General features: G+C 73.5%; 25 protein-coding genes. 13 read left to right on the forward strand and 12 right to left on the reverse strand.

Going from position 1 to position 19,003, the window contains the following annotated elements; translation table 11 throughout:
• The first annotated feature begins 78 nt into the window (after window positions 1-78).
• Window positions 79-525 (forward strand): hypothetical protein, encoded by a 447-nt coding sequence (locus tag ACIOD1_RS10255; RefSeq protein WP_365612724.1) that lies wholly within the window; start codon window positions 79-81, stop codon window positions 523-525.
• A 483-nt stretch (window positions 526-1,008) separates the two neighbouring features.
• Window positions 1,009-1,923, forward strand: a complete 915-nt coding sequence (locus tag ACIOD1_RS10260; protein ID WP_365612722.1) for a SigB/SigF/SigG family RNA polymerase sigma factor — start codon at window positions 1,009-1,011, stop codon at window positions 1,921-1,923.
• Window positions 1,924-1,950: 27 nt separating this feature from the next.
• Here ACIOD1_RS10260 and ACIOD1_RS10265 read toward each other — a convergent pair whose 3' ends face one another.
• From ACIOD1_RS10265 to ACIOD1_RS10275, 3 genes are all read right to left on the reverse strand, one after another.
• Window positions 1,951-2,379 (reverse strand): ATP-binding protein, encoded by a 429-nt coding sequence (locus ACIOD1_RS10265; RefSeq protein ID WP_365612720.1) that lies wholly within the window; start codon window positions 2,377-2,379, stop codon window positions 1,951-1,953.
• A 13-nt stretch (window positions 2,380-2,392) separates the two neighbouring features.
• Window positions 2,393-2,755 carry an STAS domain-containing protein gene (locus ACIOD1_RS10270; RefSeq protein ID WP_365612718.1) on the reverse strand — a complete coding sequence of 121 codons (363 nt, stop codon included), beginning with the start codon at window positions 2,753-2,755 and terminating at the stop codon, window positions 2,393-2,395.
• Window positions 2,756-2,838: 83 nt separating this feature from the next.
• Window positions 2,839-5,343: a SpoIIE family protein phosphatase gene (locus tag ACIOD1_RS10275; RefSeq protein ID WP_401901453.1), complete on the reverse strand. Its 2,505-nt coding sequence runs from the start codon at window positions 5,341-5,343 to the stop codon at window positions 2,839-2,841.
• Between the two features lie 114 nt (window positions 5,344-5,457).
• On the opposite strand from ACIOD1_RS10275, the gene ACIOD1_RS10280 reads away from it, so the two are divergent.
• The 6 genes from ACIOD1_RS10280 (at window position 5,458) to ACIOD1_RS10305 (ending at window position 10,698) form a co-directional block, all read left to right on the forward strand.
• On the forward strand, window positions 5,458-6,300 hold the full coding sequence (locus ACIOD1_RS10280) for a class II glutamine amidotransferase (protein WP_365612712.1): 843 nt from the start codon (window positions 5,458-5,460) through the stop codon (window positions 6,298-6,300).
• A 163-nt stretch (window positions 6,301-6,463) separates the two neighbouring features.
• Window positions 6,464-7,660 (forward strand): glutamate--cysteine ligase, encoded by a 1,197-nt coding sequence (locus tag ACIOD1_RS10285; RefSeq protein WP_365612709.1) that lies wholly within the window; start codon window positions 6,464-6,466, stop codon window positions 7,658-7,660.
• Between the two features lie 90 nt (window positions 7,661-7,750).
• Window positions 7,751-9,220: an MFS transporter gene (locus ACIOD1_RS10290; RefSeq protein WP_365612707.1), complete on the forward strand. Its 1,470-nt coding sequence runs from the start codon at window positions 7,751-7,753 to the stop codon at window positions 9,218-9,220.
• A gap of 353 nt (window positions 9,221-9,573) precedes the next feature.
• Window positions 9,574-9,753: a CsbD family protein gene (locus ACIOD1_RS10295; protein ID WP_365612704.1), complete on the forward strand. Its 180-nt coding sequence runs from the start codon at window positions 9,574-9,576 to the stop codon at window positions 9,751-9,753.
• A gap of 91 nt (window positions 9,754-9,844) precedes the next feature.
• Window positions 9,845-10,216: a low affinity iron permease family protein gene (locus tag ACIOD1_RS10300; protein ID WP_365612702.1), complete on the forward strand. Its 372-nt coding sequence runs from the start codon at window positions 9,845-9,847 to the stop codon at window positions 10,214-10,216.
• Window positions 10,217-10,428: 212 nt separating this feature from the next.
• Entirely contained in the window at window positions 10,429-10,698 is a 270-nt protein-coding gene (locus ACIOD1_RS10305; protein ID WP_365612699.1) for a hypothetical protein, read from the forward strand.
• 90 nt (window positions 10,699-10,788) lie between these two features.
• Here ACIOD1_RS10305 and ACIOD1_RS10310 read toward each other — a convergent pair whose 3' ends face one another.
• From ACIOD1_RS10310 to ACIOD1_RS10325, 4 genes are all read right to left on the reverse strand, one after another.
• Window positions 10,789-11,325: a hypothetical protein gene (locus ACIOD1_RS10310; RefSeq protein WP_365612696.1), complete on the reverse strand. Its 537-nt coding sequence runs from the start codon at window positions 11,323-11,325 to the stop codon at window positions 10,789-10,791.
• Window positions 11,322-12,176, reverse strand: a complete 855-nt coding sequence (locus ACIOD1_RS10315; RefSeq protein WP_365612694.1) for a DUF6286 domain-containing protein — start codon at window positions 12,174-12,176, stop codon at window positions 11,322-11,324. The genes ACIOD1_RS10310 and ACIOD1_RS10315 overlap by 4 nt, the downstream gene beginning before the upstream one ends.
• Window positions 12,173-12,358 carry a hypothetical protein gene (locus ACIOD1_RS10320; RefSeq protein WP_401901457.1) on the reverse strand — a complete coding sequence of 62 codons (186 nt, stop codon included), beginning with the start codon at window positions 12,356-12,358 and terminating at the stop codon, window positions 12,173-12,175. The genes ACIOD1_RS10315 and ACIOD1_RS10320 overlap by 4 nt, the downstream gene beginning before the upstream one ends.
• Window positions 12,359-12,461: 103 nt before the next feature.
• On the reverse strand, window positions 12,462-12,947 hold the full coding sequence (locus ACIOD1_RS10325) for an Asp23/Gls24 family envelope stress response protein (RefSeq protein ID WP_365612689.1): 486 nt from the start codon (window positions 12,945-12,947) through the stop codon (window positions 12,462-12,464).
• Window positions 12,948-13,132: 185 nt separating this feature from the next.
• Here ACIOD1_RS10325 and ACIOD1_RS10330 point away from each other — a divergent pair, with 185 nt between their 5' ends.
• From ACIOD1_RS10330 to ACIOD1_RS10340, 3 genes are read left to right on the forward strand one after another with little or no spacing between them, the layout of a single operon-like run.
• A complete protein-coding gene (locus tag ACIOD1_RS10330; protein WP_365612687.1) occupies window positions 13,133-13,720 on the forward strand; it encodes a sigma-70 family RNA polymerase sigma factor in 588 nt (195 codons plus the stop codon).
• Window positions 13,711-14,403, forward strand: a complete 693-nt coding sequence (locus ACIOD1_RS10335) for a hypothetical protein (protein WP_401901459.1) — start codon at window positions 13,711-13,713, stop codon at window positions 14,401-14,403. The genes ACIOD1_RS10330 and ACIOD1_RS10335 overlap by 10 nt, the downstream gene beginning before the upstream one ends.
• On the forward strand, window positions 14,400-14,747 hold the full coding sequence (locus ACIOD1_RS10340) for an Asp23/Gls24 family envelope stress response protein (RefSeq protein WP_365612682.1): 348 nt from the start codon (window positions 14,400-14,402) through the stop codon (window positions 14,745-14,747). The genes ACIOD1_RS10335 and ACIOD1_RS10340 overlap by 4 nt, the downstream gene beginning before the upstream one ends.
• 40 nt (window positions 14,748-14,787) lie before the next feature.
• Here the strand turns inward: ACIOD1_RS10340 and ACIOD1_RS10345 are convergent, their stop codons facing one another.
• Window positions 14,788-15,291, reverse strand: a complete 504-nt coding sequence (locus ACIOD1_RS10345) for a helix-turn-helix domain-containing protein (protein WP_401901461.1) — start codon at window positions 15,289-15,291, stop codon at window positions 14,788-14,790.
• 251 nt (window positions 15,292-15,542) lie between these two features.
• On the opposite strand from ACIOD1_RS10345, the gene ACIOD1_RS10350 reads away from it, so the two are divergent.
• Window positions 15,543-15,890, forward strand: coding sequence for an SH3 domain-containing protein (locus ACIOD1_RS10350; RefSeq protein WP_401902316.1), 348 nt, complete (start codon window positions 15,543-15,545; stop codon window positions 15,888-15,890).
• A 162-nt stretch (window positions 15,891-16,052) separates the two neighbouring features.
• Here ACIOD1_RS10350 and ACIOD1_RS10355 read toward each other — a convergent pair whose 3' ends face one another.
• From ACIOD1_RS10355 to ACIOD1_RS10365, 3 genes are all read right to left on the reverse strand, one after another.
• Window positions 16,053-16,421 (reverse strand): PRC-barrel domain containing protein, encoded by a 369-nt coding sequence (locus ACIOD1_RS10355; RefSeq protein ID WP_365612676.1) that lies wholly within the window; start codon window positions 16,419-16,421, stop codon window positions 16,053-16,055.
• A gap of 154 nt (window positions 16,422-16,575) precedes the next feature.
• Window positions 16,576-16,947 carry a hypothetical protein gene (locus ACIOD1_RS10360; protein ID WP_365612673.1) on the reverse strand — a complete coding sequence of 124 codons (372 nt, stop codon included), beginning with the start codon at window positions 16,945-16,947 and terminating at the stop codon, window positions 16,576-16,578.
• A gap of 275 nt (window positions 16,948-17,222) precedes the next feature.
• Window positions 17,223-17,600 (reverse strand): VOC family protein, encoded by a 378-nt coding sequence (locus ACIOD1_RS10365; protein ID WP_365612670.1) that lies wholly within the window; start codon window positions 17,598-17,600, stop codon window positions 17,223-17,225.
• Window positions 17,601-17,672: 72 nt separating this feature from the next.
• Here ACIOD1_RS10365 and ACIOD1_RS10370 point away from each other — a divergent pair, with 72 nt between their 5' ends.
• Window positions 17,673-18,410 (forward strand): ribonuclease H, encoded by a 738-nt coding sequence (locus tag ACIOD1_RS10370; RefSeq protein WP_401901463.1) that lies wholly within the window; start codon window positions 17,673-17,675, stop codon window positions 18,408-18,410.
• A 14-nt stretch (window positions 18,411-18,424) separates the two neighbouring features.
• Here ACIOD1_RS10370 and ACIOD1_RS10375 read toward each other — a convergent pair whose 3' ends face one another.
• On the reverse strand, window positions 18,425-18,781 hold the full coding sequence (locus ACIOD1_RS10375; RefSeq protein ID WP_365612664.1) for an STAS domain-containing protein: 357 nt from the start codon (window positions 18,779-18,781) through the stop codon (window positions 18,425-18,427).
• Window positions 18,782-19,003: the final 222 nt, after the last annotated feature.

Genomic DNA, 19,003 nt, shown 5'->3' on the forward strand with positions numbered 1-19,003 from the left:
AGGCCTCCCGGGCCTCCCAACAGGCGTGTCCGCGCGAATGTCCCGTGGAAGACGCCCGCGGCGGGGTAGAGAATCCGCATGGAGCAGAGCGACGAGGAAACAGACCCGTCCCACCGGGTGCCGGAGGGTGTCGACGACCGGACGGTGGCCGCACTGGGAGCCCTGTCGAAGGCCCTGGAGACGACCGAGCGGGCCCGCGGCCACCTCTACGGCTTCCACCAGCTGACCGGCACGGCCGACTTCCAGCTCGACGACGCCGTCAGGCTGCTGCGGGAGGCGGGCCACGAGGAGGCGGCGTCCCGGGTGGAGCGCGAGATCGTCGGCCGCAACGTCATCCCCGGGCACTGGACCTTCCAGATCGTCGAGGCCTACAACGACACCTACTACCGACCCTTCGCCGACCTGGAACGGAGCCTCGTCGACTCCCTGGCCGACGGCCGCGACCACCTCCACGAGGCGGGGCTGAAACGGGAGCGCCGCGGTTCCCCCGATGCCGACCGCCCGGAGCCGTCATCGGGCGCCTGAGCCGGCCCGTCCGGGCCACGTCCGCGTGCCACCGGGTTCGGGCGGGCTCCGGTGGGCAGGCGCGACCCTGTGCGCGCCGGACCGCACCGGCGCCCCGACGACAGGGAGCAAGCATGGGTACCCCTCCCAACGATCCCGTTCCTCCGAACCCGACCCCGGCGCCCGGCCCCGGCCCCGGCCCGCAGCCGGGCCCGCTGCCCGGCCCGGTACCGGCTCCCGGCGGCCCCGATCCCGTGCCTCCGACCCCGCCGCGGCCGGGTCCCGACCCGCGCCCCTCGCCCGCGCCGGGGCCCGGCCCGCAGCCGCAGCCGGGGCCGCTGCCGGGCCCCGTACCGGCTCCGGAGCCGGTTACCTGAGGTAGAGCGCCCGCACGACCACATAGGTGGGTAAAAGTCCGTTTGCAGTGGGTATGTACCCCTGGAGACATCGCGACGGCCTCCGCCGCGCCCTCCCGGGCCGGCCCTCACCCGTCGGAGGGCACTCATGTCACCCACCCGCAGCGAACCGGTACTCCCCCGCCACGGCGCGGTCCTTGTGGACGGCCTCGACGTTCCCGAGGACCTGCTCGCCGTAGGAACCGACGAGGCGCGCACCCTGTCCAGCGCGCTCTTCCGCCGCCTGGACGGGCTGCGGGAGGGCACGCCGGAGTACTCGTACGTGCGCAACACCCTCGTCGAGCTCAACCTCAGCCTGGTGAAGTACGCCGCCCGCCGCTTCCGGGGGCGGAGCGAACCCCAGCAGGACATCGTCCAGGTCGGCACGGTGGGCCTGATCAAGGCCATCAACCGTTACGACGTGGAGCGCGGCGTCGAGTTCGCCACCTTCGCGCTGCCCACCATCACCGGCGAGATCAAGCGCTTCCTCCGTGACACCAGCTGGGCCGTGCGGGTCCCCCGGCGGCTCCAGGAACTGCGGCTCGACATCGCGAAGACCGGGGACGTCCTGGAGCAACGGTTGGGACGTCGGCCCACCGAGCGGGAACTCGCCGAGTGCCTCGGGATCACCGACGCCGAGCTGGCCGAGGGCCGCCGGGCCGCGAGCGGCTACACGGCGGGTTCGCTCGACGTCCCGTCGGGCCAGGGCGAGGAAGCGGCCCCGTTGACCCGCTCGCTGGGCGTGGAGGAAGAGGCGTACGACCGCATCGAGTGCCTGGAGACGCTCAAACCGCTGCTGGCCGGGCTCGGCGAGCGCGACCGGCTGATCCTGTCCCTGCGGTACGGGGACGAACTCACCCAGGTGGCGATCGGCGAGCGGCTGGGCATCTCCCAGATGCAGGTATCCCGCCTGCTGAGCCGGATGATGCGCACGCTACGGGCCGGGCTGCTGGCCGAGGACGACGCCGAGGACCCCGAAGACCACCCGGGCGACCGGGTCGAAGCCGAGGTCCGCGAAGCCTGAGGGCTGTCGGACGAAGCCTGAAGGCGGTCAGACGGGGGATTCCACTTCCACCCACACGCACTTGCCCGGGCCCCCGTCCACGACCTCCCAGCCCCAGGTCCGTCCCAGTCGCTCCACGATGAGCAGTCCGTGGCCGCCGGGCCTGGAGGGGTCCGGCCGCTGCCGGGGCTTCGGTGCGGCAGGGCTCCCGTCCGTCACCTCGATCCGGAGCCGGTCCCCCGAACGCCGCAGCACCAGGGACGTGGGGCCGCCCGCGTGCAGGCACGCGTTGGCCACGACCTCGGAAACCAGCAGCAGGGCGTCTTCGAGGACCTCCGGCCCGGCGCCGTCGGCGCTCGGCGGCCAGTGCCACTCGGCCAGTGCCTGGCGGGTGAAGTCGCGGCACCGGGTGACCACGTCCTTGACGCCGTCGATCACCAGTCGCCGGGTCAGCTCGGATGACCGGCGCTCGTCCATGTGCGCTCCTCCGCTACGCGCGCTGGGGCGTTGCCAACGCGGATTCCACATCGGCGTGGAGCGGGAAGAGCCGGTCCGCGCCGGTGATGTGGAACATTCGTTCGACGGGCTGTCGCAGGCCGACCAGCTCCAGGCTGCCGCCGCCCTCCCCGGCCGCGAGCCGACCGCGCAACAGGACGTTCAGCCCCGTGGAGTCACAGAAGTCGAGGCGGCTCACATCCACCAACAGGCGCCCGCCACCCTGCCACGCGCCGTCGAGGGCCTGACGCAGGGGGTCGGCGGTGTCGTGGTCGAGTTCGCCCGCGAGGACCAGGAGCGTGGCCGCCGGAAGGGCCTCCACCTCGACGACGAAGCGTTCTCCGATCGCCTTGGACATCGTTCGCGCACCCCCTCCTCCGTTCCGGGGAACATTCGGGTGCCTCGCGCCTACCCCGCTCCCTGCCGCCCAATCCGCGCCCATCAGACGTCGTCCGGTGCGCGGGCGTCCGGTGGGAGGCCCTCCGGTACGTGGATGTCCAGGACGCAGATGTCGTCGCGGTTGCCCGGGCACTGCGCGGCCAGCGTCCGGGCGAGGGTCTCGTACCGGCCCTCGCGCAGGAGGCGGAGCGCGGACGCGGCGAGCCGTTCGAGTCCGGCCCGGATGTCCTCGCCCGGCTCCTCCACCAGCCCGTCGGTGTAGAGCAACAGGTGGTCGCCCGGGAGCAGGTCGATGACGGCCTGCTCGTACGAGGCCTCGAAGGCGGCTCCGAGGAGGGGCCCGCGCGGCTGTTCGAGGAAGGCGGCCCGGCCGTCGCGGATCAGCAGGGGAGGCAGGTGCCCGGCCCGTACCCAGACCAGGCGCCGGTCCCAGGGCTGGTAGCGGCCCATGACCATGGTGGCGGTGGCGCTGCCGGCCGGGTCCGAAGCGGTGTGCAGCAGGAGGGCGTTCAGCCGGCGCAGTACGTCGGGCAGCGCAGAGCCGGTGACCGTCATCCCCTTCGTCGTGAACCGCAGCTGGGCCATGGTCCCGACGGCGGCCAGCCCGTGACCGGCGACGTCCCCGACCACGAACAGGGCGCTGTCGTCGGGCAGCCCGATGGCGCTGTACCAGTCCCCTCCGACGTTGACCCCCCGGTCGGCGGGGACATAGGCGACGTCGACGCAGAGGCCGGCCAGTTCCAGGGACTGCTGGGGGATCGGCAGCAGCGTGTCCTGGAGGGTGGCGGCGAGCGCCCGTTCGGCCTGGAGCATGCCGCGCTGGAGGAGGACGGCGCGCTCGCTCTCGCGCAGTGCCAACTCGGCGCCGCGCTGCGCGCTGAGGTCCTGGAAGAAGCCGTGCACCTCCACGGGGGTGCCGTCGGCGTCCGTCTGGGCCTCGGCGACGATCCGCAGGTGGCGCACCCCGTGGGCGGTGCCGATCCGGAACTGCCGGTCGACGGCCTGCCCCTCGCTCAGCAGTCTCCGTACGGCGGAGGCCAGTTTCGGCACGTCGTCGGGGATCAGGTGCCCGGGGAGTTCCTCCAGGGTGACCGGCCCGTCGCCGGGATCGCGGTCGAAGATGGCGTACACCTGGTCGGACCAGGTCACCGTGTCCGTCGCCAGGTTCCAGCCCGCCCAACCGAGGTTGCCCAGCCGCTGCATGTCGGCGAGCCGGCGCGCCTCGCGCTCGCCGGTGTCGTGCCGGGTCCAGGACACCACCAGGCGGTCGCCGAGTCTGGAGGCCCGGACCGAGTAGACGGACCGCCGCGGGACGCCGGCGTTCACCTCCTCGTAGGTGAACGGCTCGCCCTCGTACGTGGTTCCCGTGGTCAGGGTCTCCTGGTAGCCCTCCCACAGCGCGGTGCCCGCGACCGTCGGGTACGTCTCCAGGATCCGGAGGCCGACGAGTTCCTTGCCGCGCCGCCCCGCCACGTCCACGGACTCGGGGGCCGCCGCGTCGATGCGGTAGTCCTCCAGCTCCCCCGCGGTCGAACGCAGGGGCGTGAGCAGGGCCGCGGGTCCGGCCACCGCCTCCAGGACCCGCTGGACGGCCGTCACGTCGGCGCTCTCCCGGGCCACCGCGGCACCGGCGTCCGGGGGCCGCTCCGGCGGGCCGAGCGGGCCCGCGCACAGCCGGACCGCCCGGCGCAGCAGCGCGCGGGTCTCGGCCGCGAACGGACCCGGCCGGGTCCGCAGGAGGCCGATGGCGGCGGTCGCGGGGCCGTCGGCGGGCACGGGGAGCCAGGCGCGGGACGGCCAGCGCTCGGGCGGGTCCCCGATCAGCAGGTAGCGGTGGGCGTCCCGCGCGGGATCCTCCAGCCACAGAGCCCGCCGTCCGGCGATCGCCTCGTGGGCGGCGATGCCGCTGAGCGGGGGGACGTGGCGCCACCGCGCGGCCAGCGCCTCTTCGATGCCGGCGCGGCCGATCAGCTCCAGGCTTCCGGCGGGGGTCAGGGCGTAGATCATCACCGCGTCCACGCCGGTGGCGGCGCCGAGCACCCTCAGCAGGAGCTCCGCGATGTCGTCGCCCCCGTGCGCCGTCGCCAGGCCGTCGGCGAGCCGGGCCGGCAGCGCGCGCGACGCGGTCCCGCCGTCGGGGCGGTCGGGGCGGCGGGCGGAGGCGGCCTCCGGCCTCGGCGGTGCGCCGGTGGGGTGGGTGGCCGTGGGGTCGGCGGCGGTGGGGTGGGTGGCCGTGGGGTCGGCGGCGGTGGGCGTCGGGGCGAACGGGGCGGCGGGTCGGGAGGCGAGCCGACCCAGGGTGATCCAGCACTCCTCCAGCAGGGTGTGGCCCCGCTCGCCGGCGCGGGCGAGGAGCATCTCGTACGCCGTGTCGGCGGGGACCGCCGCCCGGGCCATCAGGACGCCCTTGGCCCGCTCGACCACGGCCGTGGTCGCGGCGACGCCCTCCAGGTCGACGATCTCCGCGCGCAGCCTGGCCACCACCTTGGCGAGCGCCAGCACCTCCGGTGCGGCGCCCTCTCCCGCGGGCCCGGCATCGCCCTTCACTCCTTGAGCATGGCACGGGGGCCCACGGCCCGCGCATGCGTCGCGCGCGGGAAGGTCTTCGGCCGCGGGGTTAGGCTCGGAGCAAACCACCACCGCGCGAAAGGGATGGTGCGCATGTGCCGCTGGCTCGCCTACTCGGGTTCGCCCATGCTGTTGGACGCCGTGCTCTACCGTCCGGAGCACTCGCTGATCAACCAGAGCCTCCATGCCCGCATGGGCGTCGAGGCGACCAACGGTGACGGTTTCGGCCTCGGCTGGTACAGCCCGGACGGCGGCGACGGCACACCGGCGGTCTTCCGTGACATCGCACCGGCCTGGAACAACCGCAACCTGCGCGAACTCGCCGCGCACGTCCGCTCGCCGCTGTTCTTCGCGCACGTGCGCGCCTCGACGGGGTCGGCCGTCCAGGAGACCAACTGCCACCCCTTCCGTCACGGACGCTGGCTGTGGATGCACAACGGGGCCATCGCCGAATTCCCGCGACTGCAGCGGGACCTGTGCATGGCCGTCGACCCGTCCCTCTTCTCGTCCATCGAGGGTTCCACCGACTCCGAGGTGATGTTCTACCTGGCGGTCACGTTCGGCCTCGACCAGGACGTCCCGGGTGCGGTGGCCAGGATGGCGGGGCTGGTGGAGCGGCTCGGCAAGGAACACGGCGTGCCGGAACCGCTCCAGATGACGGTGGCGGTGAGCGACGGGGAGCGGGTCTGGGCGTTTCGCTATTCCAGCCAGGGCGCGTCCCGGTCGCTTTTCTACAGCAGCCGGGCCGATGCCGTCCGTCACCTCCACCCGGAACTGAACTACCTCCGGGAGGTCTCCGACGCGAGCCGCATCGTGGTCTCCGAGCCACTGGGTGATCTGCCCGGCATGTGGAACGAGGTTCCGGAGGCCAGCTACGTGGTGGTCCCCTCCGTGGCGGACACGGACTACCTCCCCTTCCTCCCGGACCCCGGCTGACGGGGTCGGAGTGAGGGTCGTTCCGGGGGGTATGCGCCCCCCACGGGGCCGCGCGCGAGCGCCCGACCGGCCACGTGACCGGCGGCGCGACCACGTGATCGGCCCCACGCCCGGTCCCTGCGGATGCCCGACGCCCGGCCCCTACGGATGGAAGGGCCCACCCATGGCACAGACCGTGTCCACCCCTGCCCCCACCACCGCCGGCCCCGACGGCGCGGTACTCCCCTCCCCCGCGCCCCTCGCGGACGCGCTCGTCCCGGCCGCCGCGCTCACGATGGGTGTCGAGGAGGAGTTCCTGCTCGTCGACCGTCGCAGCCGGGCCCCGGTGGGGCGCGGGCCGCGCGTCATCGAAGCCGCCTCGTACGCGCTCGGGCCTCTGGTCCAGCCGGAGTTCTTCACCGCCCAGGTGGAGGTGTGCACCGACCCCACGGCGAGCCCCGCCGAGCTCCGCGCCCAACTGGCACGGCTGCGGGCCGAGATGGTGCGCGCGGCGGCATCCCAGCACTGCCTGTTGTCGGCGACCGGCACGCCCGTCATAGCGCCGCAGCATCCCCTGACCGTCACCGGTGATCCCCGCTACCGGAAGATGGCCGCGCACTTCTCGGAGATCCTCGGGAACTACGACCGGGTGGTGTGCGGGTGCCATGTCCACGTCGGGGTGCACGGCCGGGCGGAGGCCCTCGACTTGGCCAACCGGATGCGCCCCTGGCTGCCCTCGCTCCAGGCGCTCGCCGCGAACTCCCCCTTCGACCGGGGCAAGGACAGCGGTCACGCCAGTTGGCGGGCGGTGGAGTACGCGCGCTGGCCGACCGTGGGACCCGCGCCGGTGCTCGACGAGGCGGAGTACGAGAGGGTGGCCGACGCCCTCGTGCGGAGCGGAGCCGTGATGGACCGGCGGATGATCTACTGGTACGCCCGCCCCTCCGAGCACGTGCCGACGCTGGAGATCCGCGTCGCCGACGTGAACGCCCGGCTCGACACCGTCGTGCTGCTGGCGGTCCTCGTACGGGGGCTCGCCGCCACCCTGCGCCCGGAGGCGTGCGAGGGCGTCCCGGCCCCGAGCCTGGGGTTCGCGCGGCTCCACGAGGCCCACCGGCTCGCGGCCGTGCACGGTCTGGAGGGCCCCGGTCTGGATCCGATCGACGGCATCGAGCTGCCCGCCTGGTCCCTGGTCGAGCGGCTGCGCGAACGGGCGGCCCCCGGGCTCGCCGCCGCGGGCGACCTCTCCCTCGTGGACTCCCTGTTGGACGGCCTACGCGCCGAAGGCGGCGGGGCGGCGCGGCAGAGGGCCGCCCACCGCGGGCACGGACGGCTGAGCGATGTGGTGGACGCCCTCGCCGAGACCGTGGCGGCGGCCTGAAACGACGTCGGCCTGGTCGGCCCGCGCCGGAAGGGTTCCATCCGTTTCCCGCCGCGTTTGCCGTGGGGCGGCCCGGGCAAACGCCGGAGCATGCCTGAGCGCACCGGAGTGAAGACGGACACCATCACCACCGAAGTGCCCGCGCGGCTGGACCGATTGCCGTGGTCCCGATGGCACTGGATGATCGTGACGGGACTGGGCACCGTCTGGATCCTGGACGGGCTCGAAGTGACCGTCGTCGGAAGCATCGCGAGCCGGCTCTCCGAGGACGGCAGCGGGCTCTCGATCACCGACGCCCAGGTCACCGGAATGGCCGCCGCGCTCTACGTGGCGGGTGCCTGCGCCGGCGCGCTGGTCTTCGGTCGGCTCACCGACCTGTACGGCCGCAAGAAGCTGTTCCTGATCACCCTCGCCCTCTATCTGACGGCGACGGCGCTGACGGCCCTTTCCTTCTCGGTCTGGTGGTTCTTCCTGTTCCGCTTCCTGACCGGCTTCGGCATCGGCGGCGAGTACGCGGCCATCAACTCGGCGATCGACGAGCTGATCCCGAGCAGGTTCCGCGGGCGCGTCGACCTGATCATCAACGGCAGTTTCTGGATCGGAGCCGTCGCCGGCGCCCTCCTGTCGGTGCTCGCCCTGAACACCGACATCTTCCCGACGTGGCTCGGCTGGCGCCTCACCTTCGCCCTCGGGGTGGTGCTCGGCCTGGTCATCCTGCTGGTGCGGCGCCACGTCCCCGAGAGCCCGCGCTGGATGTTGATCCACGGCCGGGCCGAGGAGGCGGAGACGCTGGTGGCGGAGGTGGAGAAACGGGTCGAGGCGGAGAAGGGCATCCGACTGCCCGAGCCGGAGGAGTCCATGACGGTGGCCCAGAGGGCAAGCGTCGGCTTCGGCGAGATCGCGAGGACGGTCTTCGGTTCCTATCCGCGACGCGCCGTACTGGGCCTGTCCCTCTTCGTCGGTCAGGCCTTCCTCTACAACGCGATCACCTTCGGCTTCGGCTCCATCCTCGTCACCTTCTTCGACGTCTCCAGCGGGGTGACGGGCTACTACTTCGCCGTGATCGCCTTCGGGAACTTCCTCGGCCCGCTGATGCTGGGGCGCCTGTTCGACACCCTCGGGCGCCGGCCCATGATCTCGGGCACCTACATCCTGTCCGGACTGCTCCTCTTCGGCACGGCCTGGCTGTTCGGCGCGGGGCAGTTGACCGCGCTGACCATGACCGCCTGCTGGTGCGTGGTGCTGTTCTTCGCCTCGGCCGGGGCCAGTTCGGCCTACCTGACCGTCAGCGAGATCTTCCCGATGGAGACCCGTGCGATGGCCATCGCGTTCTTCTACGCCATCGGCACGGCGGCGGGCGGCATCTCCGGCCCGCTGATCTTCTCCGGGCTGACCTCCAGCGGGAAGGTGTCCGACGCGGTGCTCGCCTTCTGCATCGGAGCCGCACTGATGGTGGCCGCCGGACTGGTGGCCGTCTTCTACGCGGTCGCCGCCGAGGGCCGGTCCCTGGAGCAGATCGCCACCCCGCTCTCCGCCCGCCCCGCACCCGATTCCGCTTGAGTCGCGCGCGAGGGGGCAGGGGCGGGACGTACGGACGGAAAGGAACCCGCAGGTGACTCCTACGAACCAGACCACCGAACACGACGCGGCACGAACCGATGGCCCCGGACCCACGCCCGGACGGACGGATCCGGTCCCTCGCGACCCCAAGCCCGCGCGTCCCGCCCCGAAGCCCCACGACCCCCGTCCGGCCCACGCCCGGCCCTCGCCCGAGGAGCCGCCCGCCGTGCCGGAACCGCCCGACTGAGCGGGAATCCCCAGGGGACGAACCCGTACGGTCCGGTACGAATTGCGGGCCCGCTGCCGCGCAAGCAGAGTGGCAGCACCCCCAATCAGGAAGGAACGACCCCGTCATGAGCAAGGCAAAGGGCAAGGCCAAGCAGGTCAAGGGCAAGATCAAGGAAAGCGCCGGCGGCGCGATGGACAACACGCGCATGCAGGCGGAAGGCAGCGCGGAGCGCATGGAGGGCAAGGCCGAGGAGACGATGTCGAAGACCTCGGACAAGATGAAGAAGGCCAGGGACAAGTCCTGACCCCGTCCCCCGCCGGGACACCTCGGCGGTCCGACCCGTTTCCTCGCTCTTGCGGGCGTGTGCCGAACACATGCGCGGGCAGTAGCCCGGCATGAGCCTTGAGCACCCCGCCAAGAAGCACGGTGACGGACGGATCGGCCGCTTCGAGAAGCTGGCCGAGCTCGCGTCGAACTTCACGAGCTCGGCCGGCTTCTCCGCGTTGTGCGTGCTTCTCGTGGCGGCCTTCCTGGCGGTCCACTTCGCCGGCCTCTCCACGAGCTGGCAGCTACTCGTCGGGGACACCATGGCGGCCGTCTCCCTTCTCCTGCTGGCCCTGTTGAAGAACTCCGAACGCCGCGCCGAACACGCGATCCAGCAGAAGCTCGACGCCATCGCCGCCGCCCTGCTGGAACGACAGCGCGGCGAGCCGGGCCGGGCCTCGCGCGACCTGGAGAAGGCCATCGGCATGGAGGACGAGGTCTGAGCCGCCGCTTGCCGGACCTGCCACCCGAGTGCCCCTGGAGTGCGGGGCGCGAGGGGCTGTTCTAGCGTCGGACGAGGGAGGGGAAACCTGCCGAGACGGTCCGGGGCGGGGCCCGGTGGTCGAAGTCGGCCGTGCGCGCTCGGCGCCGTTCCACGCGGACCCGGCACTTCCAGGTTCCGGGCCGTGACGATCCCGGAGAGCAGGTGCGTCCCATGCGCACGTCGACCCGTATCGCAGGTGTCCTCACCGGCCTGACCCTCGCCCTGGGCGGCGCGGCCTTCACCGTCCCCGCGGCCCACGCGGACGTCTCGTCCTGCATCAACCAGGTCGAGCGGGAACTCCAGGGCGGCGAGGCCCCCGCCTCCGTCCGGGCGGCCTGTGCCAAGGGGGCGAGCGACCACACCGGATGCGTGACCAGCCTGACCCAGGGCAACGGCGTGACGAACGGGACCGCGGTGAGCGCCTGCCGGGTGGCCCCGTAGGCGCCTCCCACCTCCGACCCCCACCTCACGGCGGGACGGCCCAAGGGCTGTCCCGACCCCGCGCGCCCACCAGGGATTACGGGACAGCCCTTAGCGGACCCGGTGTGACCGGGGGCGGCGGACGGTAACGCGTACCTCCGCCTCCAGGAGTCGCGGGGCCAGGAACAGCCGGACCTCGCGCAGCGGCCGACCGGTCGCTCCGGCGATCACCCGGCGCGGGTCGGCGGTGTCCTCGACGACCAGGCGGACCCTCAGGCGCGGCCGGTCCGCGGTGCCGTGGAGGCGTACCCGGGCGGACGTCACCCCCGGCACGCCCTCCAGACGGCGGGCCACGGCCGAGGCGACGGCGCCGCCGCGCAGGAGGGTCCCGGAGGCCCGCAGGGGCAGTCGGGCCAAGATCCGGTGCCTCCACTGGAGCGCGAGCAGCGCGAGCGCCGACACCGCCCCGGCGGCGAGGAGGGCGGCCACCGATGCCGTCCGGGCCCTGCCGGGCAAGCCCCACCACCAGGTGCGCGCCGCCGGTTGCCAGGCGGGCCCGACGCCGAGCAGGGCCTGCGCGGCCGCCAGGAGGACCACGGCCGCGCACAGCAGGACGAGCCGGTTGAGGAAGGTGCGCGTGTGGTTCACCGGCGCACCGTGACCCTGGTCCGAGGAGCGCGGCGCAGCCCCAGGTCCGCCACGGCGGCGGCAGTGGCCTCGGCGACCAGTGCCCGTGCCGGGTCCGGGTCGCCGAAGGCGAGCGCGGCGCGCACGCGAAGGCGCCGGCGTCCCATCCGTACGCGGGCGCTCCCGATGCCGGGGACCCGGGTGACGGCGGCGCCCACCAGACGCCCCGCCGACCGGCGGTCGATGACGGCCCGCGCCCCGCACCCGTCCGTCGCCAGCACGAGGTCGCGGCGCCGACCCGGGGTGACGGCCAGCACCAGCGACCACAGACCGAGCAGCGCGAGCGCCCCGCCGAACCACGCGGCGGCGCCGTTCGAACCGAGGACGTCGATGTGGACGTGCCCGTCGAGCACCGCGAACGGGTGTCGCACCGACCCGACGGCGGCGGCGCATCCCAGGACGGCCGCCGCGAGTAGGACCGTCGGGCCGCACCGCTCGGACCACGGCCGCCCCCTCACCCGCCCCGGCTCCCGGTCCGCGGGGTCCGCGGCGGGTCCCGCGTCGGCGGGCGCGGATCCGGCCGGCGCGGTCAGCTCCCGGACCCCGACCCGTGGCGACGGCACGAGCAGACCGGTCAGGTGCGCGGTCCGGGTCGCGACGTGGCGCTGTACGTCCCGTGCGGCCGCGTCGGCCGACCCGCCGTAGGGCAGCGCCAGCCGCAGCGAGACCACCGCCCTGTCGTGGCGTACGGACGCCTCCCCGTCCAACACCGCGCCCCCGGAGGGTGCGACGGCCTCGTGGGCGGCCCGCTCGGCGATCTTCCGCACGGCCCGGTCGGCGATCGTGGTGACGCCCCGCCCGCCCGGTGTCACCTTCGGCTCCGGTCACGGGCGACCGGCAGGTCACGGAGGTCCATGCCCTCCTCCAGGCGCGCGCCGACCCAGAATCCGAGCCCGCCGAGGGCCGTGACCAGGAGGAAGGCCCCGAACCCGCCGAACCACCCCGCGAACGCCAGCGCCATGCCCACCAGCAGCCCGAGTACGTCCTTGCCCATCTCTTCGACTCCGTCCACAGCATCCGGAACCCGTGGCGGTCGTGCCCCGGGCCCGCTCACATCACGTGCGACTCGCGCGAGGCGCGACTGGGGTGCCCGTGACTCACATGACCCGTGACTCCCCCGACGCCTCACCGGCCGTGTCCTCGTCCGGCAGGTGCACGTCGTTGACGGCCACGTTCACCTCCACGACGTCCAGCCCCGTGATCCGCTCGACCGCGGCGATCACGTTCTCGCGGACGTCGCGGGCCACGTCCGGGATCGCCACGCCGTACTCCACGACCAGCTCCACGTCGATGGCCACCTGCCGCGCCCCGACCTCGACCTTGACCCCGCGCCCGACGTTGGGGCGTCCGCCGGGCACCCGGTCGCGCACCGCGCCCAGGGTCCGCGAGAGGCCGCCGCCCATGTCGTGGACGCCGGGGATCTCACGGGCGGCGAGGCCCGCGATCTTGACGACGACGATGTCGGCGATGGAGGTCCTGCCGCGCGTCGGCGCCGGTTCCGAGACGCCGCCGTGGCCGGCGCCGAGGGTGGTGGCGAGGTCCTCGCGAACGTCGCCGGACGGGGCCAGTTCCTGGGTGCTCATCGCTGCTCCTTCTCGTCGGGCAGCCCGGACGGGGGCTGCCTACGTCTGACACTCCGGAGAGCCGTTTCGTTACGGGCCGGGCCCGTTCGGCACGAAAGGATGGATTCGGCGGATTTCTCGTGATCGCCCGTCACAAGCGCGTGCCGGGCGGTGTCTGACGGAGTGGACGCGAGAGGAGCCGCCGCGTGACGGCACAGCGGGACCACGAGCCACACCGCCTCGACCCGGTGGAGCGGCCCGACGACGCCCTGCTCGCCGTCCGGGCGGCGGAGGGCGACGAGGAGGCCTTCGAGGAACTGGTGCGCGGCCACGGGTCGGCCATGGTCCACCTGGCGTACCGGTTGCTCGGCGATCGGACCGAGGCGGAGGACGCCGTCCAGGACGCGTTCATCAGCGCGTGGCGCAAGCTGCCCGAGTTCCGCGGCGAGGCCGGATTTCGCACCTGGCTGCACCGCATCGTCACGAACCGCTGCCTGAACGTGCTGCGGGCCCGCCGTCCGGTCACCGACATCGACGACGTCCCGGAGCCCGTCGCCCCGGAGCACCAGAGTTCCCCGGCGCGCGCGGCCGAGTCCACGGCGGCGGTCCGCGCGCTGGGGCAGGCGATGGCCGGGCTCTCGGCGGAGCAGCGTGCCTGCTGGGTCCTGCGTGAGATCGAAGGGATGCCGTACGAGGCCATCGCCGAGGTGGTCGGCATCACCCAGGAAGCCGTACGTGCCAGGGTCTTCAGGGCACGCCGCTGTCTGACGGAGGCGATGGGCGCATGGCGATGAACGAGATCCGTCCGCCGCGGGACGAGGGCGGCGAGGACCCCGACCACGAGGGGATCCTGGCGTGCGGCAGGGACCTCGCCGACCTGTGGGACAACCAGGGAGCCGCCTCCCGTCCCGCCGATCCGCACACGGCCGGCTGCCCGGACTGCGCGGCCGCGCTGGAGGACTTCCGGTTGCTGCGGCACGCCGTGTTCCAGGAGCGGCGGGAGTGGCACGAGCGGCTGGGCGCCGCCGACGTGGACGTGGACGCCGCCCGGCTCACCGCGAGCGTCATGGAGCTGGTGCGCACGGAACTGCGCCCCGGTCGGACGCTCCCGCTGGGCGAGGCGGACGAGGACGCCTGGATCCACGAGGCCGTGGCCGCCCGCGCCTTCCGGGCCGCCGCCGAGCGGGTGCCCGGGGTACGGGCCGGCAGTTGCCGCGTCGGTCCGGAAGCGGACCGCCCCGACACGGGGACGCCGGCCCGGACGCCGGTACGCGTACGGATCGAGGTGACGCTCGGCATGTTCCGGGACCTGCGAGGGGCGACCGACCACGTCCGGCGGGCGATCGCGGAGACGGCGCAGCGGGACCTGGGCCTCCGGGTCACGGCGGTCGACGTCGTGGTCACCGACCTGCACCAGGAACCCGAACCGCAACCGGACGCGAACACCGACGAGCACGAGGACGAGGACCGGCGATGACGGCGACGCACGGCGGCGAGCTCACCCGGGCGTTCCTGGCCGAGGCGGTCCTGGCCGTGCCCGGCGTCGCGTTCCTCAGGCCCGGCCTGGGCGAGCGCCTGCGCGCCGGCGCGGCGTCCCGGGCGGGGCGCTCGCCCCGGCGGACGTCCGGTGACGGCTCCTCGGGGATCCGGATCGGCGGGCCGGCCGGCGGCGGGCCGACCGCGGTCGAGGTGCACGTCGTCCTGCTGCGCGGACACCGGGCGCTCGACGTGACCCGGGCGGTGCGGGAGGCGGTCCTGGCGGTGTGCCCGGCCGAGGCGGGCACGATCCCGGTCCGCGTCACCGTGACCGGGATCGTGTGACCGGGATCGTGTGAGGCACAGCTCTGGGGCTGGGGGGCGGTCAGTCGATCCATCCGGGGAGGTACGTGCCCAGCAGGACCAGCACGATCACCCAGGCCGACAGGGTCGCCGCGGCGGCGCCCAGACCCGGTTCCCACGGGGCGGGTTCCGGTCGCGGGAGGTCGGCCGGCGGGCCCTGGCGCGGCACCTCCCCGGTGCGGACCTCCCCGGTGCGGACCTCGCCGGACTCCCGGGGATCGGGCACCTGCGCGGCCGGCCGAGCGGGCCGACACCCGTCCGGGACGACAGGCTCGCTGCGGGCCTCGGCCCGTTGGGCGAGGCCGAGCAGGAAGCGCCGGTAGGCCTCGCGCCGCGGACCGGTGGGCGCGGTGCGTCCGGACTCCCAGGAGCGGACCGTGGCCGCCGTCACCCCGAAGGCCGCCGCGACCTGCCCGGGGGTCAACCCCCACGACTCCCGGAGCCCGCGGCGGTCGTGGGGGTCGGGGAGGGGGTGCTTGTCCGCGCGTCGCGCCGTCCGGAGCGACAGGGTGCTCGAAGTAGTCATGACCGTAGGACAATCCGTCCGGACCGCCGTGATGGGCAGCCGCCGGAGATCACCCGTACGGCCGCCGCCGGGGCCTTCCGCGCGGGCCTCCGCGCCCTCCACCGTCCCCTATCCAGGCCGGGCCACTGGGCCGTACGGACCAACGGGGGCGTGTTCGCGCCGGTCCGCCGCACCTGGGGTGGATAGTCGTTCGGTGTTCGGCGGCGAGGGCCGCCGGATCAGGCCGAGGCGATACAGGGAGTGTGGTGGCGATGGTCAAGAAGGCGTTGACGACGTACGCGTTGGCGGTCGGCGTACTCATCGGGCCGTTGGGCACGGCGGGTTGGGCGGCCGGCGGCCACGAGAGCACGGAACGCGCCCGGGCGGCGGCGTACCCGGTCGGTGTCGTGGAGTCCCGCGCACCGCTCAACGTCCGCGAGAAGCCGACGGCCTACTCCGAGGTCGTGAAGCAGCTGCACCCGCACGAGCGGGTTCTCCTCGCCTGCCAGAAGCGCGGGGGTTGGGTCGACGGCAACCCCGTGTGGTACCGGCTGCACGGCTCGAAAGGCTGGGTCTCGGCGCGCTACGTGCACAACCTCCAGCCGGTCCGCCCCTGCTGAGGTCCGGACCCCTCCCGGGAGCCGATCGCGACCACCCCCCGGCGCCGCTCCGACGCTCGCGCGGCACCGTACGCGAGACGTGGGGGCGCGAAACGCCGGGCGGCCCCGACGCCCCCCGCGCGGGGGATGTCGGGGCCGCCGGTCCGGCCGTGCGCAAGATGGTCAGGTGTGCGGGATGCCGAAGGGGGCGGTGGGGGCGTAGTAGTCGCCCAGCTCCTCCCGGTACCCCGGGTCGCCCAGGTGCTTGTCGCGGTGGAACTCGGGGGCGTCCTTGATCTGGCCCATGGTCCGGTCGACGAAGACCGTCCGCTCCTCCGGGTCGATGCTGACGACGGTGCTCGCCGGCAGCAGGACCTCCTTGCCGAAGATCCAGACCCCGGTGTCCACCACCAGGTAGGCGTCACCGACCTCGTCGGAGTGCTTGTCCACCTTGCCGATGCCGCCGTCGGTCGCCTCGACCTTGTATCCGGTCAGATCCGCACCGGCCAGGGGGCCGGCGGTCGACTTGTAACTCCACACATGCTCAGTCACGCGAGAACAACTCCTCCGGTCGACGGAGGACGGCGAAGGTTCCGCCGCCCTTCCTCATTCCGTAAGTCCTGCGAGGCGGCCGTCGTCGCGCCGCCCCGCACCTCGCGTGCCCCGTCCCGGGGGCCTCATGCGTCGCGGACACGATCCGGAACGGTCACCACTTGTCGTGGCAGTTCCAATGGCCCGGCACCCAGTGGCCGACGGAGTGGCCCGGCACCCAGTGGTTCTGGTACCAGCCCTTGCCCTGCCAGCCGGGATGCCAGTGCCCGTGGTGGTCCTTGTAGCCGGGGTGCCAGGTGCCGGGGTGCCACTTCTTCTCGTAGTGGCCCTTGACCCAGCTCTTGCCCCAGTGACCGCGCTCCCAGGAGCAGCGGTCGTGACCGTTGCGCTTGTCGTGGTCACCGTTGTCACCGCGGCCGTTCTGACGGTTGTCGTCGTGACGGCTGCCCTGGCCCTTGCCGTTGCCCTGGCCCTTGCCCTGGCCGTCGCCGTTGCCCCTGTCGTCCGTGGGGGCCGAACTGGTCACGGAGGGCGTCACGGTCGGTGTGGCCGACGCGGTGCCAACGGCTCCGAGGAGGCCTCCTCCGGCGAGTAGGCCAGTCGCGGCGACACTGGCGGCGATATGACGGAATCGGATGGAAACGGTCATGATGTTCATCTCCTGCACATCACGCATGACCAGCTGACCAGCCCGGGTCGAGCGGTCCTACCACCCATTCGCCGCCGCGAGTGCGAGGGATTGGCCAACCCTTGCATATGCATAAAAGTACGAACATTCTACCCAGCAGCAGGCTCCGTGGCCTATGCGGTGGCGGCGAGCGTGAAGGAGTGACCCGCGGGGTCGCTGAGCAGCCGGGTGTCGCGCGGCCCCTCCGTGTCGGTGGCCATCGGCCGGGCTCCGAGCGAGACGGCCTCCCGCTCGGCCTCGTCGAGGTCCTCGGCGTGGACGAGGATCCGCAGGTGCGCCTGCTGCGAGTCCTCGGGGCGCGGCCAGCTCGGCGGCGCGTATCCGTGGTCACGGCGGACGGCGAGGTGGACGCCGCTGCCTCCCACCACCTCCACCAGGTCGGGATCCTGCGAGACCTTCACGTCGGCGCCGAGGAGCTCCGCGTAGAAGTGGGCCAGGGCCTGGGGCTCGGCGCAGTCCAGTACGAGCACGCTTGTCTTCTTGACCGTCATGGCCCGCGCTTGCCCCGCGCCCGTGACCGCATGCGGTACGGGCCACCACCGGGCGTGAGGCATGATCGGGGCATGTCTGAACGGATCATTGCCGCCTGTGACGGAGCGGCGAAGGGGAATCCCGGGCCCGCCGGGTGGGCGTGGGTGATCGGGGACGCCCAGGGGCGCCCCGAGCGTTGGGAGGCCGGGCCACTGGGCCGGGCCACGAACAACGTGGGAGAACTCACCGCGCTCCAGCGGCTCTTGGAGGCGGTGGAGCCCGGTCGCACCGTCGAGGTGCGCATGGATTCCCAGTACGCCATGAAGGCCGTCACGCAGTGGCTGCCCGGGTGGAAGCGCAACGGGTGGAAGACGGCGGCCGGCAAGCCGGTCGCCAACCGGGAGCTGGTGGAGGCCATCGACGCGCTGCTGGAGGAGCGGGACGTGGAGTTCCGCTACGTCCCCGCCCACCGCGAGGACGGTGACCACCTGAACGCGATCGCCGACCAGGCCGCCGGCGACGCCGCGCTCAGCCAGGAGCCCGCCGGGACCGCCCTCGGCCACACGACGGTGCCCGTCCCCTCTCCGACCCGCAGCACACCGGCACGCAGCACACCGGCACGCAGCGCGCCGACCCGCGGTCGCTCCGCGCGTCAGGGCGACTCCGGTTCGACCCCGTCCGCGAAGGCCGGCGGCGGCGCCCGGACCCGTGCCTCGGTCAAGGCGAAGTTCCCCGGGAGCTGCCCGTGCGGCAAGCCCTACGCGGCCGGCGACACCATCGTGAAGCTCGCCTCGCGCTGGGGCCACCCGGACTGCGGCGCCGAGGACTGACCGGTGGAGGCCGCTCAGGCGCGCCGGGACGGCACGGCCATCACCAGGGCCTCCTCCACGGAGGCCGCAGAGGCGAACACCCGGTCGGCGCCCGTCACTTCGAGGAGCCGAGCGAGGTGCCCGGGGGTGACTCCGGCCAGGATCACCGGCCTGACCAGGACGGGCTGGAGCATCACGCTGAGCGCGGTCGAGTCGGTGAACGTGACCGCCGTGACGTCGAGGACGTAGCGGGCCACGCCCTCGGCGAGGGGATCGAGCGCCTCCCGTAGGCCCCCGAGGTGGTCCATGTCGAACTCTCCCGCCATCACGACGACGCGCGCTTCCCCGTGGGTCGCGAATTCGACGCTGCCGGGCGCGGAGTTCGTGGCCATGTCCTCCCCCATCCTTGGTCGGTCCTGCTTGCAGGACGAATCTACTGGAGTGCGGGAGCCCGTGCGGCACGGCGGACGGGCGGGTACGGTGCCTCGCCCGCGCCGCGCGCGAAGGGGCGGTCGACCACCGGCGGGGGAAGGTGCCGACCGCCGGCGGGGGCTGACCGGCGGGCCACCGGGCGCGCGGGCACGAAGACGACGCGCCGGCTCCGCCGGTCCTTC

Source organism: Streptomyces sp. NPDC088097 (assembly GCF_044741845.1).
Taxonomy (GTDB): Bacteria; Actinomycetota; Actinomycetes; order Streptomycetales; family Streptomycetaceae; genus Streptomyces.